We start from the raw sequence: 14,860 nt of genomic DNA on the forward strand, positions 1-14,860 counted from the left end.
CTTTTTTGTGTTTGTTGGTGTTGTGGTCGGCCCCCCCCGCCGTGTTGCGCTTCTACCAATACCCTCTGGTGGGGGGGGCGCACAACAATTTGTTGGGGGGGGGGGGGGGGGGGGGGGGGGGCCCCCCCCCCCCCCCCCGCGCCCCGTACTACGGACGCACCCGCAGCACCTGCGGGTCGTGGTCGCTGATCTGGTCGTGGAACTCGCTGTTGATGTGGACGCTGTCGTAGCGGAACGCGTCCTTCTTGCGGATCGAGGGGCTGACCAGGATCTGGTCCAGGACCTGGCTGTTGCCCTGGTAGTCGTACGTGTACCGCTCGCCGCGCGGCAGCGACTTGATCGCCGACCAGAGCGCGCCGCCCGCCTCAAGACGCTGCGCGGTGCCGGAGAACTCGAAGTCGTTGATGTCGCCGAGCGCGATCACGTCGGCGTCGCGCTCGACCTTGAGGACGGATTTCACGAAGGCGTTCACGGCCACCCCCTGCGCGTGCCGCTGCGTCTCCGAGCTGCGGGCCGGCGGCTGGTACTGGGAGGTCAGGGCCTGGTCGCCGCCCTTGGAGGCGAAGTGGTTGGCGACGACGATGACGCGCTTGCCGCGGAAGGTGAACTCGCCGGCGAGCGGCTTGCGGCTGTTCGCCCAGGCCGCGTTCGCCGGGTCGATCCGGCCGGGCGAGGCGGTGAGCGCCGCGTGCCCGTGCTCACGGGTCACGCCGACGGCCGTGGTGGCGTCGCCGCCTGCGCGGTCCGTGAAGGAGACCCGCTCCGGGTTGTACAGGAACGCCTGACGGATGTTGCCGCCGGGCTCGCCGCCGTCCTGCTTGTCCTGGGGGTCGATGGAGCGCCACGCGTAGCGCGGGCCGCCCGCCGCGACGATCGCGTCGGTCAGCTCGGTGAGCGTCACGTCGGCGGCGACCGTGCCGTCGTCCTTCGCGCCGTTGTTGTCCTGGATCTCCTCCAGGGAGACGATGTCGGGCGACTTCAGGTGGTCGACGATGGCCGCCGCGTGCTCCTCGAACGTGGTGTCGGTCGGGTCCAGGTTCTCGACGTTGTACGTCGCGACCGCCAGCTCGCCGCGCCCCTGCGCCCGGGTCGTCTCGCGGCCGGGCCCGGTGTCCTTCAGGGTGCCCAACTCCCGGGCGACCAGCGTGTATCCGCCGAACTGGTTGAAGTCGAGCGGGCCCTCGGTGCGGCCGGCCAGCACGTCGCCGACGTTCGCCGCGGGGAAGTCGGCGACCGCGCCGAGCGACTGGATCTGGAGCCGGCCGGTGTTCTGCGCGGTGTACGAGCCGTACCGGGTGCCGCCCCGCACGGTCGGGTTCTCGCCCGGCCTGACCGTCACCCACAGCTCCGCGTACGGGTCGGTGGCGGTGACCACGCGCGAGGAACCGATGCGTATGTTCTCGCCCTCCAGGGACTCGTAGTAGTCGAGGGCGTACTTCTCGGGCCGCAGGGTCAGGCCGTTCACGGAGCCGCCCGCCGCCGGGTCGCCCGTGGGCGTGTACGCGGCGGGGACCGACTTCGCGCTGACCGTCGTCACCGGCACCTCGTTGCCGGAGGAGACCACGGTCACCGTCGGCTTGGTGATCTCGGTGAGCGACTGGTTGCCGGACGAGGCGCCGCCGGGCACGTACTCGCTCACCGTGCCCGCGACGGTCACCGCGTCGCCGGTGCGCACGGTCGGCGCCGAGCCGGTGAAGACGAAGACGCCCTCGCTGGTGGCGGGGTCGTCGTCGGGCGCCGTGTCCTGGAGCCAGAAGCCCCGCGAGGAGCCGTACGTCCTGACCCCGGTCACCACCCCCGCCACGCCCGTTACCTGCTGACCGGCGAGCGGGGAGGTGCGGGTGGAGCCCTGGATGTCGTGGACGGCGACGGTGGCCGCGTGCGCGGGGCCCGTCACGACCACGGCGTACGTGGCGCAGCACGCGGTGGCGACGGCGAGCGCGGCGAGGCGGGAGCGGGAGAACACGGCGGGCGCGAAGTGCGCGGACTTGCTCGGCAAGGGAATCCCTCCGGGGACGTGCGGTGGCGAGCGCCGGGACGAGGGGGTGGCTGCCTGGTTCGCCAGGCTCCGTAGGCTTTCTACGCGCGTCAATCTCGGTCCTGCGCAGGGGAGTTGTCAAGGTTGTGCGGGTGTCCTGGGGGCGACCGGAACCTGACGGGTACATGAACCGGGCAGCAAAGGGTCAAATCCGTCTAGGCTGAGCGGTCGCACCGTATGCCCTGAGGAGATTCAGCCGATGTCAGACAGCTCCCCCCTGCCGCCGGTCCGGCTGCCCGCCGAAGCGGAGCTGGCGCGGGACGCCCTCGCCACCCCGCTCCTGTCCCGCGCGGTGCGGCTCGCCCGCTGGGCCGGGCCCGCCACCCGGGTCGGCGCCGGCGGCGAACTGCTGGAGGAGCAGATGCCCGCCGCCATGGCCGAGCTGGGCCTGAGCGACGACGAGGATGGCGCCGCGTACGCGAGCGAGGCGTGGAACGCCGCGGTCGACACCGGCCTGGTGGAGGTCGTGGACGAGGAGGAGGGCACCGTCACCGCGGGCGACGAGCTCGCCACCCTCACCGCGGGCAGCCCCGCGGACGTGCTCGGCCTGTGGCTCGGCGCGCTCGACGCGGCGCTGGCCGACGCCACCGTGCCCGACCTCGACGACCTCGCGGACGTCCTGGAGGAGAGCGGCGAGATCGACTTCTCGCAGCTCGACTGGGACCCCGAGGCGGAGGCCGAGTTCCTGGAGGGCGTGCTCGGCAACCTGTACCTGCTGACCGTCGCCGAGGGCGGCGCGGACGGGCCGGTGCCGCTGCCCGCGCTCGCCGCGTCGATGATCGTGCCCGACGACATGGGGGAGCCCACCGACGACGTCCTGGAGCAGGTCTCGGACGCGATGATGCGGCTCGACGACCAGTTCCGGCTGCTCGAACCGGTCGGGCTCGTGGAGTTCCAGCCGGTCGACGAGGCGTTGCTGGCGGACCTCGATGAGCCGGACGAGCCGGAGCAGCCGGTCGCCGAGGCCGTCGACGAGTCCGACGTGACCCGGTACGGCATGGTGCGGCTGACCCCGCTCGGCCTCTTCGGCATCCGCTCCCGGATGCTGGAGGCGGGGGTGGCCGCCCCGGCCGTCGGCGACCTCGTCGACAAGGGCGCGGACGCGCTGCTCGACGGCACGTCCGCGTACCCGCAGGCGGCCGCGCAGGCCGAGATCGAGCAGTGGCTGGCACGGCGTCAGCCGCTGGACGCGGCGCGGGAGTTGCTGACCGCGGCCCGGGGCGCCGACGCGGGCGCGCCGCTGCGCAGGCTCCGCTGCCAGCAGGCGCTCTCGCTGGTCGGCGCGGAGGCCGAGCCGGCGCTCCGCGAGGTGCTGGACGACGCCGAGCTGGGCGGGCTCGCCCGGGTCTGGCTCGCCGAGCACGGCGCGGCGGACGTGCCCGCGCCCTCGCAGGACCTGGTCTTCTGGCTGACCGTCGACACGATCGCCGCGCAGCTCTCCCTGGAGGGCAACTCGGACGAGTTGCAGGGGCTTGTCGAGGGGCTCGCCGCGCAGCACAGCGGGTTCTTCTCCGCGGCCTGGCGGGTGGAGCACCCGGCCACGGCCGATGTCCTGGAGGCGATGGGGCGGCTGCACCCGGACAAGAAGGTGGCCAAGGAGGCGCGGAAGGCGGCCTTCAAGGCGCGGTCTGCCTCCGGCGGTTGAGCGGCTCCTCTTGAGGGGGCGTCGAGGCAAGCGCGGCTGCGGTCGGGTGTGTGTCCGGGCCCGCACCGGTGCGCAGACGCGTCTGCCGCGGCAGGTGGCACAGCGTGTGCGCCGCTGTGCGCGGCTGGCCGCGCAGTTCCCCGCGCCCCTTTCGGGGCCGGGCCCCTGCGGGTTCACGGAAGTCATGGAAGCGAGCCCCTCGGCGTAGGGCGGTGTTCAACCGGCGTTCAGGCGCGGACGGGAACGTGTGGCCGGAAACAGGGTCCGCGACCCCACCCGGCCCCGCCCCGTTCACCGTCAGCAGGAGAAGCCACCATGTCACTCACTCGCAGGGACTTCGCCGTACGCTCCGCGGCCACCGGCGCGGGCGTCGCCCTGGCCGGGTCCGTCGGCGCCCTCGCCACCGCGCCGGGCGCGCTCGCCGCCACCGACGTCACGGACCGCCACGGCGACCACGGCGACCACGATGGCCATGGCGACCACGATGGCCACCACGGCGGGCACCACGGTGCCGGGTACGGCCCGCTGCGCTCCGACCCCAAGGGCATCCTCGCGCTGCCCGCCGGATTCTCGTACAAGATCATCACGTACTGCGGGAAGACGAAGCTGGAGTCCGGCGAGTTCACGCCGTCCAACCACGACGGCACGTCCACCTTCGAGGGGCCGCGCGGCACCACCCTGCTCGTCAACAACCACGAGCTGGCCGGCGCCCGCGCCGACTGGCCGCACCCGGTGCCGCTCACCGAGGGCCTCGTCTACGACCCGATGGCGGCGGGCGGCTGCACCGTCGTCGAGGTCCGCCGCGGCGGCGAGGTCGCCGAGTGGGTCGGCATCGCGGGGACCGCCACCAACTGCGCGGGCGGCAACACCCCCTGGGGCACCTGGCTGACCTGCGAGGAGACCGAGGACAAGGCCGGCAAGTACGGCTTCACCAAGGACCACGGCTACGTCTTCGAGGTCGACCCCGCCGACCGCCGCGCCAACCGCGCGCCGAAGCCGGTCAAGGCCCTCGGCCGCTACGCCCACGAGGCCGTCGTCGTCGACCCCAAGCGCGGCCACCTCTACCTCACCGAGGACGCCTCGGGCCCCAACGGACTGCTCTACCGCTGGGTGCCGCCGCACGGCTTCCACCACGGCCGCGGCAAGCTGCGCACCCTCGCCGACGACGCGGGCGTGCTCCAGGCCTTCAAGTGCTTCGACTCCGGCGGCCGGTTCGTCGACGACCTCTCGCGCGCCACGAAGACCGGCACCGTCTACGGCGTGGACTGGGTGGACGTCCCCGACCGGGACGCGAAGACGGTCTCCGTGCGCAAGCAGTTCAAGGACGGCGAGGTCACCCGCGCCCGCAAGCTGGAGGGCATGTGGTGGGCCGACGGCGGCACCTACATCGTCGCCTCGTTCGCCCGTGACGAGAGCCCCGTCCCCCACGACGGCCAGGTCTGGTTCTACGACCCCAAGCGCCGCACCCTGACCCTGAAGGTGCTGCTCGGCGTCAACCCCGACCCCTCGGTGGACGGCGCCTTCGACGGCCCGGACAACATCACCGTCTCCCCCTACGGCGGCCTCGTCATCGCCGAGGACGGCGAGGGCGTCCAGCACCTGTTCGGCGCGACCGAGCGCGGCACCACGTACCCGATCGCGCGCAACGAGCTGAACATCGGCACCGCGGACGATCCGGAGTACAGCGAGTTCACCGGCGTCACCTTCTCGCCCGACGGCCACACGCTGTACGCCAACATCCAGACGCCCGGCATCATGCTGGCCATCACCGGCCCCTGGAAGCGCCAGCGCTGACGGACCGGGGCTCAGCCCAGCGGGTCCACCGGAGGCGCCTCCCGTTCGGCGGCGATCCGGTGGACCCGTCCGCGTACCAGGAACCAGCCGCCCGTCAGGGCGAGGGCGACGGGGACCAGGAGCAGGACCGTGTCGCGGCCCGCGCCGTCGGTGTCGAACCACATCATCACGAGCACCGCGAGCAGGAACGCGATCGTCACCAGCTCGGTCCACGGCGAGCCCCACAGCCGGAACGCGGGCCGGTGCACGAGCCCTTCCTTGGAGCGGCGGACGAACACCAGGTGGCAGAGCATGATCATGCACCAGGTGGAGATGACGCCGAGCGAGGCGACGTTCGTGACGATCCCGAAGGCGTCGTCGGGCAGCCACGCGTTCAGGGCGACCCCGAACAGTGCCACCGTCGACGTCAGCAGGATGCCCGCGTACGGGACGTGGCTGCGGCTCATCCGCGCGGTGAAGGAGGGCGCCGAACCGGCCATCGCCATCGAGCGCAGGATGCGGCCGGTCGTGTAGAGGCCGGAGTTGAGGGAGGACATCGCGGCCGTGAGCACGACCAGGTTCATGATGCCGCCCGCCGCCGGCACCCCGATCTTCGACAGGACCGTCACGAACGGGCTCTGGTCCGCCGAGTACGCCGTCCACGGCAGCAGCAGCGTCAGCATCACCACCGAGCCGACGTAGAAGATGCCGACCCGCCACATGATCGAGTTGACCGCCTTGGGCACCACCGTCCCCGGGTCGGCCGTCTCGCCCGCCGTCACGCCCACCATCTCGACCGCCGAGTAGGCGAAGATCACCGTCTGCGTGATGAGGACGACGGGCAGCACGCCCAGCGGGAACCAGCCCCCGTGGTCGCTGATGAGCGACAGGCCGGGCGCCTGGCCCTGGATCTCCGCGGGCGAGGCGAGGAAGAAGACGCCGATCAGCAGGAACGCGACGATCGCGGTGACCTTGACGATGGCGAACCAGAACTCCATCTCGCCGAAGCTCTTCACGGAGATCAGGTTCACGGTGAGCACGATCGCCAGCGCGATCGCCGCGAGCACCCACTGCGGCACCGACGTGAACATCGACCAGTAGTGCACGTACAGCGCGATCGCCGTGATGTCGGCCATCCCGGTGGTCGACCAGTTCAGTACGTACATCCAGCCCGCGACGTACGCGCCCTGCTCGCCCAGGAACTCCCGGGCGTAGCTGACGAACGAACCCGACGAGGGGCGGTGCACGACGAGTTCGCCGAGCGCCCGCACCACGAAGAACGCGAAGACGCCGCAGACCGCGTACGCGATGGCCAGCGCGGGCCCCGCCTTGGCGAGGTTGCCGCCCGCGCCGAGGAAGAGCCCCGTGCCGATCGCGCCGCCGATCGCGATCATGCTGATGTGCCGCGGTCTGAGCGCCTTGCTGTAGCCGAGGTCGCCCGCGTCGGCGACGCCCTCGGCGGTGATCGGATCGTCCGGCGGTACTCCATGCGGGGTGTTTTTGTGCGGGTTCACGCCGGAAACTCTCGCATTGCGCACCGCCCCACCAGCGCCGCCCGGGAACGGCCCCCTGCCGTGTCGCTCGTCCGGGTGAGCCGGGGCGGGAAAAGGTCCTGGGTAAGGGAACGGCAAAGCCGACCCGCTCGTTACCCCAGGCATGACAGCTATGACCCCAGGTTCGAACATCCCGCTGACGGCGGCGCGGGTGGCGGTGGACGTCTCGGCGCCCGTGCGGCTCGACGTGTCGGGCCTGCTGCTCACCGCCGACGGCAAGGTGCGCTCGGACGACGACTTCATCTTCTACAACCAGCCGTCGGGCCCCGGCGTCACGTACACGTCGGGCGGTGGCGCCAGCCCCGACTCGATCACGGTGGACACCGCTGCCGTGCCGCCGGGCATCGAGAAGATCGTCGTCACCGCGAGCCCGGACGCCGAGGGCCAGACGTTCCAGGGCATCGAGCCGACCGCCACCGTGCGCGACGCGGCCGACGGCTCGGTCCTGGCCACGTTCACGCCCCCGCAGCTCGGTGCGGAGACCGCGCTGGTCGTCATGGAGGTCTACCTGCGGGGCGGCGTGTGGAAGGCCCGCGCCGTCGGCCAGGGCTATGCGAACGGGCTCGCCGGGATCGCCACCGACTTCGGCGTCTCGGTCGAGGAGCCGGCCGCGCCCGCCGCCCCGCCGGTCGCCGCCCCCGCGGCCTCCCCGGCCGCCGCCATGCCCGCGCCGACCACCCCGCCGGTCGACCCGCGCCTCGCCCCGCCCCCGCCGCCGGCCGCGCCCCCGGCCGCCGCGCCCGCCGCCCCCGCGCCCGGCGCCGGGAAGATCAACCTCGACAAGGGCCGCGTCTCCCTGCAGAAGAACCAGACGGTCTCCCTGGTCAAGGGCGGCAAGCCGCTGCTGAGCCAGGTCAAGATGGGCCTCGGCTGGGAGCCCGCCTTCCGCGGCAAGGACATCGACCTGGACGCCTCGGTCATCGCGTACGGGCCGCAGCGCAACCACGTCGACAGCTGCTACTTCGGCAAGCTGTCGATCGTGAACGGCGCGATCAAGCACTCCGGTGACAACCTCACGGGGGAGGGCGCCGGCGACGACGAGGTGATCGTCGTCGACCTCGGCCGCCTGCCGCAGGACGTCACGGGCCTGGTCTTCACGGTGAACTCGTTCTCCGGCCAGAAGTTCACCGAGGTCGCCAAGGCGTACTGCCGGCTCCTGGACGCCGCGACCGGCGAGGAGCTGGTCCGCTTCGACCTGACCGGCGCGGAGCCGCAGACCGGCGTGATGATGGCCAAGCTCATCCGGCAGTTCTCCGGCGAGTGGGAGATGACGGCGATGGGCGACTTCGTGAAGTCGCGCACCGTGCGCGGCATGGTGAAGCCGGCGGCGCAGGCGCTCTGAGCCCCGGCTACCGCTGGTTGCGCGGGTGGGAGCGGGCCTGGCGCTCGTTCCCGTGGCGGTAGTTCCCGGTCCAGCGGGCCATGACCAGCTGGGCGTCCCCGGCCGTCACCTCGGCCAGGAACCGCTCGGCCCGCGCGCCGCGCAGCACGCCCGCGGCGCGCCCGGCATGGGTGATCGTGACGCTGCCGTCGGCGCGCTGCGTGTAGGTGAATCCCTGGGGTTTCGGCACAGCCGGGAGAGTAGACCCGGCTGTGCCGCACCCGACACCGAATTACGGCCTCACGGCCTCACGGCACGACGACGATCTTGCGGCCCACCCCGGAGGCGAACCGGTCGAGCGCCTGCGGGTACGCGTCCAGCGGGAGCCGGTCGCTGATGAAGACCTCCGGGTCGAGGACCCCGCCCGCGAACAGCTCCGCGGCCCGCTCGTAGCTGTGCAGCACCGCCATCGAGCCGGTGATGGTGATCTCCTGGTTGTAGATCCGGTACGGGTCGATCTCCACCCGGGTCGCGTAGTCCGCGACGCCGAACTGGAGGAAGGTGCCCGCCTTGGCCACCCGGCCGAGGCCGTCCTGGATCGCCGCCGCGTTGCCCGTCGCGTCGATCACCACGTCCCAGCCCTCGGGCCGGTCCAGCTCGTCCGGGCTGGCCGCGGAGGCCGAGACCCCCAGCTGCTTCGCCGTGGCGAGCCGCTCCGGGTTGAGGTCCACGACGTCGACCGTGGCCGCGCCGGTCCGCTTGGCCAGCTCCAGCATCATCAGGCCCATCGTCCCCGAGCCGTAGACGAGCACGTGGGAGCCGAGGCGGGAGCGCAGCACGTCGTAGCCGCGCACCGCGCAGGACAGCGGTTCGATGAGCGCCGCGTCCTGGGTGCGGACGTGGTCGGGCAGGCGCACGCAGTTGGCGGCGGGCGCCACCGCGTACTGGGCGGCACCGCCCGCCGTGGTGACGCCGATGGCCGCCCAGCGCTCGCAGAGGTTGCCGCGCCCGGCCCGGCAGAAGCGGCACTCGTGGCAGTGGAGCGAGGGGTCGACGGCGACCCGGTCGCCGGTCCGCAGTTCGGTGACGGCGTTGCCGACCTCGGCCACCGTGCCCGCGAACTCGTGGCCCGGCACGACGGGCAGCGTGGGGGCGAACTCGCCCTGGCGGATGTGCAGATCCGTGCCGCACAGGCCGCAGGCCGCCACCTCCACGACGACGTCCCGGGGCCCGGGCGTGGGGTCGGGCACCTCGCCGACGACGACCTTGCCCACCGACTCGACGATCGCGGCCTTCATTTCACAGCTCCCAACGACAGGCCCTGGACCAGCTTGTCCTGGGCGGCGAACCCCGCGGCGAGCACCGGCAGGGAGATCACGAGCGACGCGGCGCACACCTTCGCCAGGAACAGGCCCTGGCTGGTGATGAAGCCGGTCAGGAAGACGGGCGCGGTCTGGGCGACGACGCCCGTGAGGACCCGCGCGAAGAGGAGTTCGTTCCAGCTGAAGATGAAGCAGATCAGCGCGGTCGCCGCGATACCGGGCAGCGCGATCGGGGCCACCACCCGGGTGAGGACCGTGGGCAGGCGCGCCCCGTCGATCTGCGCCGCCTCGATGACCGCGACCGGTACCTCGGCGAGGAACGACTGCATCATCCACACCGCGATCGGCAGGTTCATCGACGTGTAGAGGATGACCAGCAGCCAGATGTTGTCGAGGAAGTCCGTGTTCTTCGCGAACAGGTAGATGGGCAGCAGGCCCGCGACGACGGGGAGCATCTTCGTGGAGAGGAAGAAGAAGAGGACGTCGGTCCACTTCTTCACCGGGCGGATCGACAGCGCGTACGCCGCCGGGAGGGCGAGGAGCAGGACGAAGAGCGTGGAGGCCAGCGAGGCGACCGTGGAGTTGATCAGCGCGGGCCAGGGGCTCGCGCCGCCGCCGGCGCCGAAGAAGTCGCGGTAGCCGTCGAGGGTGAGGGAGGCGGCGAAGGACGGCGGGTTGGTCGCCGCGTCCTCCTCGGTGTGGAAGGAGGTCAGGGTCATCCAGGCGATCGGCAGGAAGAAGACGATGCCGATCAGCCAGGCGGCCAGGCCGAGGCCCTTGCTCCGGAAGAAGCCGGTGAACGTCATCCGCGTGACACCTCCTCGCGGAACAGGGACGACACGACGCGCAGCGCGAAGGTCGCGATGACGAGCGAACCGATGACGACCAGGACGCCGGCGGCCGAGGCGAGGCCGTTCTCGTGTGCCTGGTAGAAGCTCTGGTAGACGGTGTAGGGCAGGTTGGCGGTGCCCAGGCCGCCGGAGGTGAGGGTGAAGACCGCGTCGAAGTTCTGCACGATGTAGATCGAGCCGAGCAACGCGCCGAGTTCGAGGTAGCGGCGCAGGTGCGGCAGCGTGAGGTGGCGGAAGACCTGCCAGGGGCCCGCGCCGTCCATCCGGGCCGCCTCGATGAGTTCGGGGGAGCGCGACTGGAGTCCGGCGAGCAGGATCAGCATCATGAACGGGGTCCACTGCCAGATCAGCGACACCTCGACCGCGATCAGCGGGGTGTCGGAGATCCAGTCGGGCTGCGGACCGCCGACGTAGTGCAACAGGCCGTTCAGCAGCCCGTACTCGGGGTTGTAGAGGACGTGCTTCCACAGCAGGGCCGCCGCCACCGGCACCACGAGGAACGGGGCGATCAGGAGCGTACGGACCAGGCCGCGGCCCTTGAACCTGCGGTCCAGGAGCAGTGCGAGACCGAGCCCGACGATCAGGCTGACCAGGACCACCGTGACGGTCAGGACGATCGTCGTCAGGACGGACTTGCGCAGATCGGCGTCGCCGAGGACCTCGGAGTAGTTCCCGAACCAGGTGAAGTGGCGGGCGTCCGGGTACAGCGCGTTCCAGTCGAACAGGGAGATCACCAGCGTGGCCACGAACGGCAGCTGGGTCACCACGATCATGAAGACCAGGGCGGGCAGCAGCGGGGCCCGGGTGGCCCAGGCGCGCAGCCGGTTCGGCGCCGGCCGGGAGGAGGGGGCGCGGGTCCGGGCGAGGGCGGCCGGGGGCGCGGTCGGTGTGGTCGTCATCGGCCCTCGTACTCCTTCGTGATCTCGGAGGCGAGTTTCTGGGACTTCTTCAGGGCCGAGTCGACGGACTGGCGCCCGGCGACGGCCGCGCTGATCTCCTGCGAGACCTTGGTGCCGAGGTCGGTGAACTCGGGGATGCCGACGAACTGGATGCCGGGCGCGGGCCGCTTCTGCACGCCCGGGTCGCGCGGCCGGGCGCCCTCGATGGCGGTGCGCGTCACGTCCACGAAGGCGGCGGCCTCGGCGCGGTAGGCGGGGATCTCGTACGTCGAGGCGCGTTTGCCGGCCGGCACGTCGGACCAGCCGACCTTCTCCCCGACGAGCTTCTCGTACTCCTTGCCGGAGGCCCAGGAGATGAACTTCCAGGCGTTGTCGGGGTTGTGGGACGCCTTCTGCAGGCCCCAGGCCCAGGTGTAGAGCCAGCCGCTGCCGCGCGTCTTCTCGACGGGCGCGGGGACGTAGCCGATCTTGCCCTTGACCGGGGAGCCGGCGGATTCCAGCGAGCCCGCGGCGGAGGTCGCGTCGTACCACATGGCGGTCTTGGACTGGGTGAGGTTGTTGAGGCACTCGGCGAAGCCGGACTGGGCGGCGCCCGACTCGCCGTGCTCGCGGACGAGGTCCACGTAGAACTCCGTGGCGTCCTTGAAGCCCTTGTCGTCCAGGCGCGCGGTCCAGTCCTTGTCGAACCAGGTGCCGCCGAAGGTGTTCACGACCGTCGTCAGCGGCGCCATCAGCTCGCCCCAGCCGGGCAGGCCGCGCAGGCAGATCCCCTTCATGCCGGGCTGTGCGCCGTCGGCCTTCGCCGCGAGGTCCGCGACCTGCCGCCAGGTCGGGTGCGCGGGCATCTTCAGGCCCTTCTTCGCGAAGACGTCCTTGCGGTACATCAGGAACGACGACTCGCCGTAGAACGGCTCCCCGTAGAGCTTGCCGTCCTCGCCGGTGAGCGACTCGCGCATGGGCTCCAGGATGTCCTGCTGGTCGAAGCCGGGGTCCTTGCGCACGTACGGGCCCAGTTCGTGCAGCCAGCCGTTGCGGGCGTAGATGGGGATCTCGTAGTTGCTGAGCGTCGCCACGTCGTACTGGCCCGCCTGGTTGGCGAAGTCCTGGCTGATCTTGTCGCGGACGTCGTTCTCCGGCAGGACGGTGAAGTTCACCTTGATGCCGGTCTCGCGGGTGAAGTGGCGGGCGGTGAGCTTCTGCAACGCGGTCATCTGCGGGTTGTTCACCATCAGGACGTTGATGGCGTCGCCGCCCGCACCGAGCCCGCCGGCACCGGCCCAGCAGCCGGACAGGAGGGGGGTGAGCAGCGTCCCTGCGGCGGCCGTCGCGAGCAGGGCGCCCGGCGGCCTCCGTCGGCTCTGGGTTCGCATGGCAGCTCCTGGACTTGTCGAGCGTACGGGGAGGAGAAGGGCATGCCGGGGGTGGTCGGCTGCCCGACGGGTGGTGCGGTGGTGCGGTGCGGGTCAGACGCGGATGACCTGCGGTCCCATGAGCGCGTACCGGTGGGCCTCGGAGGTGGGCAGCTGGCTGCCCGTGACGATCGCCTCCAGGGCGCCGACCGGCGCGAACCGGCAGAAGCTGACCGCGCCGAACTTGGTGTGCACGCCCGCGAAGACCGTGCGCCGCGCGGCCCGGATCGCCTGCGCCTTGACCTCGCTGACCGCCGGGTCGGGCGTGGTGAGGCCGTGGTCGCGGGAGATGCCGTTGGCGCCGATGTAGGCGAGGTCGAGGACGAAGCCGGCCAGCATCTTCGTCGTCCAGTGGTCGACGGTGGCCAGGGTGCCGGCGCGCACCCGGCCGCCGAGCAGCAGCACGGTGGTGTTGTCGGCCTCCGCGAGCGCGCCGGCCGTCGCGAGGGAGGCGGTGACGACGGTCAGCGGCCGGTCGCGGGGGAGCGCCTCGGCGATCAGTTGCGGGGTGAAGCCCTCGTCGACGAAGACCGTCTCGGCGTCGCCGAGCAGATCGGCGGCGGCGGTGGCGATCCGCCGCTTCTCCGGCACGTGCATCGTGGTGCGGAAGGCGAGCGTCGTCTCGAACCCGGCGCTCTCCACCGGGTACGCCCCGCCGTGGGTGCGCCGGACCAGGCCGTGGTCCTCCAGGGCGCGCAGGTCGCGGCGGACGGTCTCCTTGGCGACGCCCAGCTCGACGGCGAGCTCCGTGACGTCGACGGAGCCGGTGCGGCGTGCCGTGCGCACGATCTCCCGCTGGCGTTCCTCCGCGCTCATGCCGTCCCGCCTCCCTGGAAGGGCTCGGTGCCCGTTCGGGCCCGGAAGGGCCCGCACCGGAAGTTCTACCGGCGCCGGGCGGCGGTGACCAGGTCTGTTGTGGGCCCGATGCTGCCCGTCTGGGCCCGTTCGGGGCGTGCGCTGCCCGCCGCGGACCTGCGGGGGAGCGGGGGAGCGTGTGGGTTCGGGCGCCGCGGACGCCCGAACGAGGCGGTGGGCGGGCCCGTTTCGGGCCCGCCCACCGCCTCGCGGGGTGCGTTCAGGTGGGTCAGTGCGGCCAGATCGGCGGGTCGTCGACGAAGCGGCCGCCCATGTACTGGTGGGCGGGGTTCTCGTCGCTGAGGGGGCCGAACTCGGCGAGCAGGGTCGCCGCGTACTTTTCGGAGTCGTCCTGCGGCTCGTAGCCGAGGGCGCGCGCGCCCGACAGGTCCCACCACAGGCGGGTGTTGGCGGAGGAGCCGTAGACGACGGTGTGGCCGACGTCCTCGGCGCTCAGCGCGGCGTGGAAGAGGCGCGCCCCGTCCGCCGGGCTCATCCAGACCGACATCATGCGGACGTCGATCGGCTCCTTGAAGCAGGCCCCGATGCGCACCGACACCGTCTCCTGGCCGAACTTGTCCCAGTAGAACTGCGCGAGGTCCTCGCCGAACGCCTTCGACAGGCCGTAGTACGTGTCCGGGCGGCGCGGCGTCTCCACGGGGACCAGGGGGGCGCCGTCCTCGGTGCGCGGGCGCGGGGTGAAGCCGATCGCGTGGTTGGAGGAGGCGAAGACGACCCGGGGGGCGACGCCGTCCGCGCGGCTGTCCGCCTCGGCACGCAGGGCCTCGTAGAGGTGGTAGGTGCCCTTGATGTTCGCTTCGAGGATCTTGTCGAAGGTCGACTCCAGCGAGATGCCGGCCAGGTGCAGCACGCCGTCGACGCCGCGCACCGCCTCGCGCAGTGCCTCCGTGTCGTTCAGGTCGGCGACGATCGCGTCCGGCGCGTCCGGGACGGGGCGGACGTCCAGCAGGCGCAGCGCGTAGCCGTACTCGGGCAGCAGCTCCCGCATCAGGGTGCCGAGACCGCCGGCGGCGCCGGTGAGCAGAATGGTGCGGGGTCCGGGGGGCGGCGGGGACACTGACATGTGCGTGATCTCCGTGTCTGTGAGCTGCATTCACATTCGTGGTTGCGGACGAAACGCTAGGGAGCGGCATCCTGGCCCGTCAAGGGTCGTGTGCTCGCGGTGAGTTCGGA

General features: G+C 71.8%; 12 protein-coding genes. 3 read left to right on the forward strand and 9 right to left on the reverse strand.

Annotated elements, in window-relative coordinates; translation table 11 throughout:
- Nucleotides 1–148: 148 nt before the first annotated feature.
- Nucleotides 149–1,999 carry an endonuclease/exonuclease/phosphatase family protein gene (locus ACIBW6_RS28420; RefSeq protein WP_399064458.1) on the reverse strand — a complete coding sequence of 617 codons (1,851 nt, stop codon included), beginning with the start codon at nucleotides 1,997–1,999 and terminating at the stop codon, nucleotides 149–151.
- 238 nt (nucleotides 2,000–2,237) lie between these two features.
- Between ACIBW6_RS28420 and ACIBW6_RS28425 the strand changes: the two genes are divergently transcribed.
- Both ACIBW6_RS28425 and ACIBW6_RS28430 read left to right on the forward strand, forming a co-directional pair.
- Nucleotides 2,238–3,683 (forward strand): hypothetical protein, encoded by a 1,446-nt coding sequence (locus tag ACIBW6_RS28425; RefSeq protein WP_399064460.1) that lies wholly within the window; start codon nucleotides 2,238–2,240, stop codon nucleotides 3,681–3,683.
- 315 nt (nucleotides 3,684–3,998) lie between these two features.
- Complete coding sequence (locus ACIBW6_RS28430) at nucleotides 3,999–5,477, forward strand: alkaline phosphatase PhoX (protein ID WP_399064462.1); 1,479 nt, start codon at nucleotides 3,999–4,001, stop codon at nucleotides 5,475–5,477.
- A gap of 11 nt (nucleotides 5,478–5,488) precedes the next feature.
- Here ACIBW6_RS28430 and ACIBW6_RS28435 read toward each other — a convergent pair whose 3' ends face one another.
- The gene (locus ACIBW6_RS28435; protein ID WP_399064567.1) at nucleotides 5,489–6,922 is read right to left on the reverse strand and encodes an amino acid permease; all 1,434 of its coding nucleotides are present in this window, start codon (nucleotides 6,920–6,922) and stop codon (nucleotides 5,489–5,491) included.
- A 199-nt stretch (nucleotides 6,923–7,121) separates the two neighbouring features.
- Here ACIBW6_RS28435 and ACIBW6_RS28440 point away from each other — a divergent pair, with 199 nt between their 5' ends.
- Nucleotides 7,122–8,351, forward strand: a complete 1,230-nt coding sequence (locus ACIBW6_RS28440) for a TerD family protein (protein ID WP_399064464.1) — start codon at nucleotides 7,122–7,124, stop codon at nucleotides 8,349–8,351.
- Between the two features lie 7 nt (nucleotides 8,352–8,358).
- Here the strand turns inward: ACIBW6_RS28440 and ACIBW6_RS28445 are convergent, their stop codons facing one another.
- The 7 genes from ACIBW6_RS28445 to ACIBW6_RS28475 all read right to left on the reverse strand — a co-directional run bounded on the left by ACIBW6_RS28445 (nucleotide 8,359) and on the right by ACIBW6_RS28475 (nucleotide 14,750).
- Nucleotides 8,359–8,580 (reverse strand): hypothetical protein, encoded by a 222-nt coding sequence (locus tag ACIBW6_RS28445; RefSeq protein ID WP_399064466.1) that lies wholly within the window; start codon nucleotides 8,578–8,580, stop codon nucleotides 8,359–8,361.
- 58 nt (nucleotides 8,581–8,638) lie between these two features.
- A complete protein-coding gene (locus ACIBW6_RS28450; RefSeq protein ID WP_399064468.1) occupies nucleotides 8,639–9,628 on the reverse strand; it encodes a zinc-dependent alcohol dehydrogenase family protein in 990 nt (329 codons plus the stop codon).
- Nucleotides 9,625–10,458 (reverse strand): carbohydrate ABC transporter permease, encoded by an 834-nt coding sequence (locus ACIBW6_RS28455; protein WP_399064470.1) that lies wholly within the window; start codon nucleotides 10,456–10,458, stop codon nucleotides 9,625–9,627. Before ACIBW6_RS28455 ends, ACIBW6_RS28450 begins: the two co-directional genes overlap by 4 nt.
- Complete coding sequence (locus ACIBW6_RS28460; RefSeq protein WP_399064472.1) at nucleotides 10,455–11,402, reverse strand: carbohydrate ABC transporter permease; 948 nt, start codon at nucleotides 11,400–11,402, stop codon at nucleotides 10,455–10,457. The genes ACIBW6_RS28455 and ACIBW6_RS28460 overlap by 4 nt, the downstream gene beginning before the upstream one ends.
- Nucleotides 11,399–12,772, reverse strand: a complete 1,374-nt coding sequence (locus tag ACIBW6_RS28465; RefSeq protein ID WP_399064474.1) for an ABC transporter substrate-binding protein — start codon at nucleotides 12,770–12,772, stop codon at nucleotides 11,399–11,401. Before ACIBW6_RS28465 ends, ACIBW6_RS28460 begins: the two co-directional genes overlap by 4 nt.
- A 93-nt stretch (nucleotides 12,773–12,865) precedes the next feature.
- On the reverse strand, nucleotides 12,866–13,627 hold the full coding sequence (locus ACIBW6_RS28470) for a DeoR/GlpR family DNA-binding transcription regulator (RefSeq protein ID WP_399064476.1): 762 nt from the start codon (nucleotides 13,625–13,627) through the stop codon (nucleotides 12,866–12,868).
- Nucleotides 13,628–13,895: 268 nt separating this feature from the next.
- Entirely contained in the window at nucleotides 13,896–14,750 is an 855-nt protein-coding gene (locus ACIBW6_RS28475) for an NAD-dependent epimerase/dehydratase family protein (RefSeq protein ID WP_399064478.1), read from the reverse strand.
- Between the last annotated feature and the right edge of the window lie 110 nt (nucleotides 14,751–14,860).

The sequence above is a fragment of the Streptomyces sp. NPDC049813 genome (assembly GCF_044465085.1).
Taxonomy (GTDB): Bacteria; Actinomycetota; Actinomycetes; order Streptomycetales; family Streptomycetaceae; genus Streptomyces.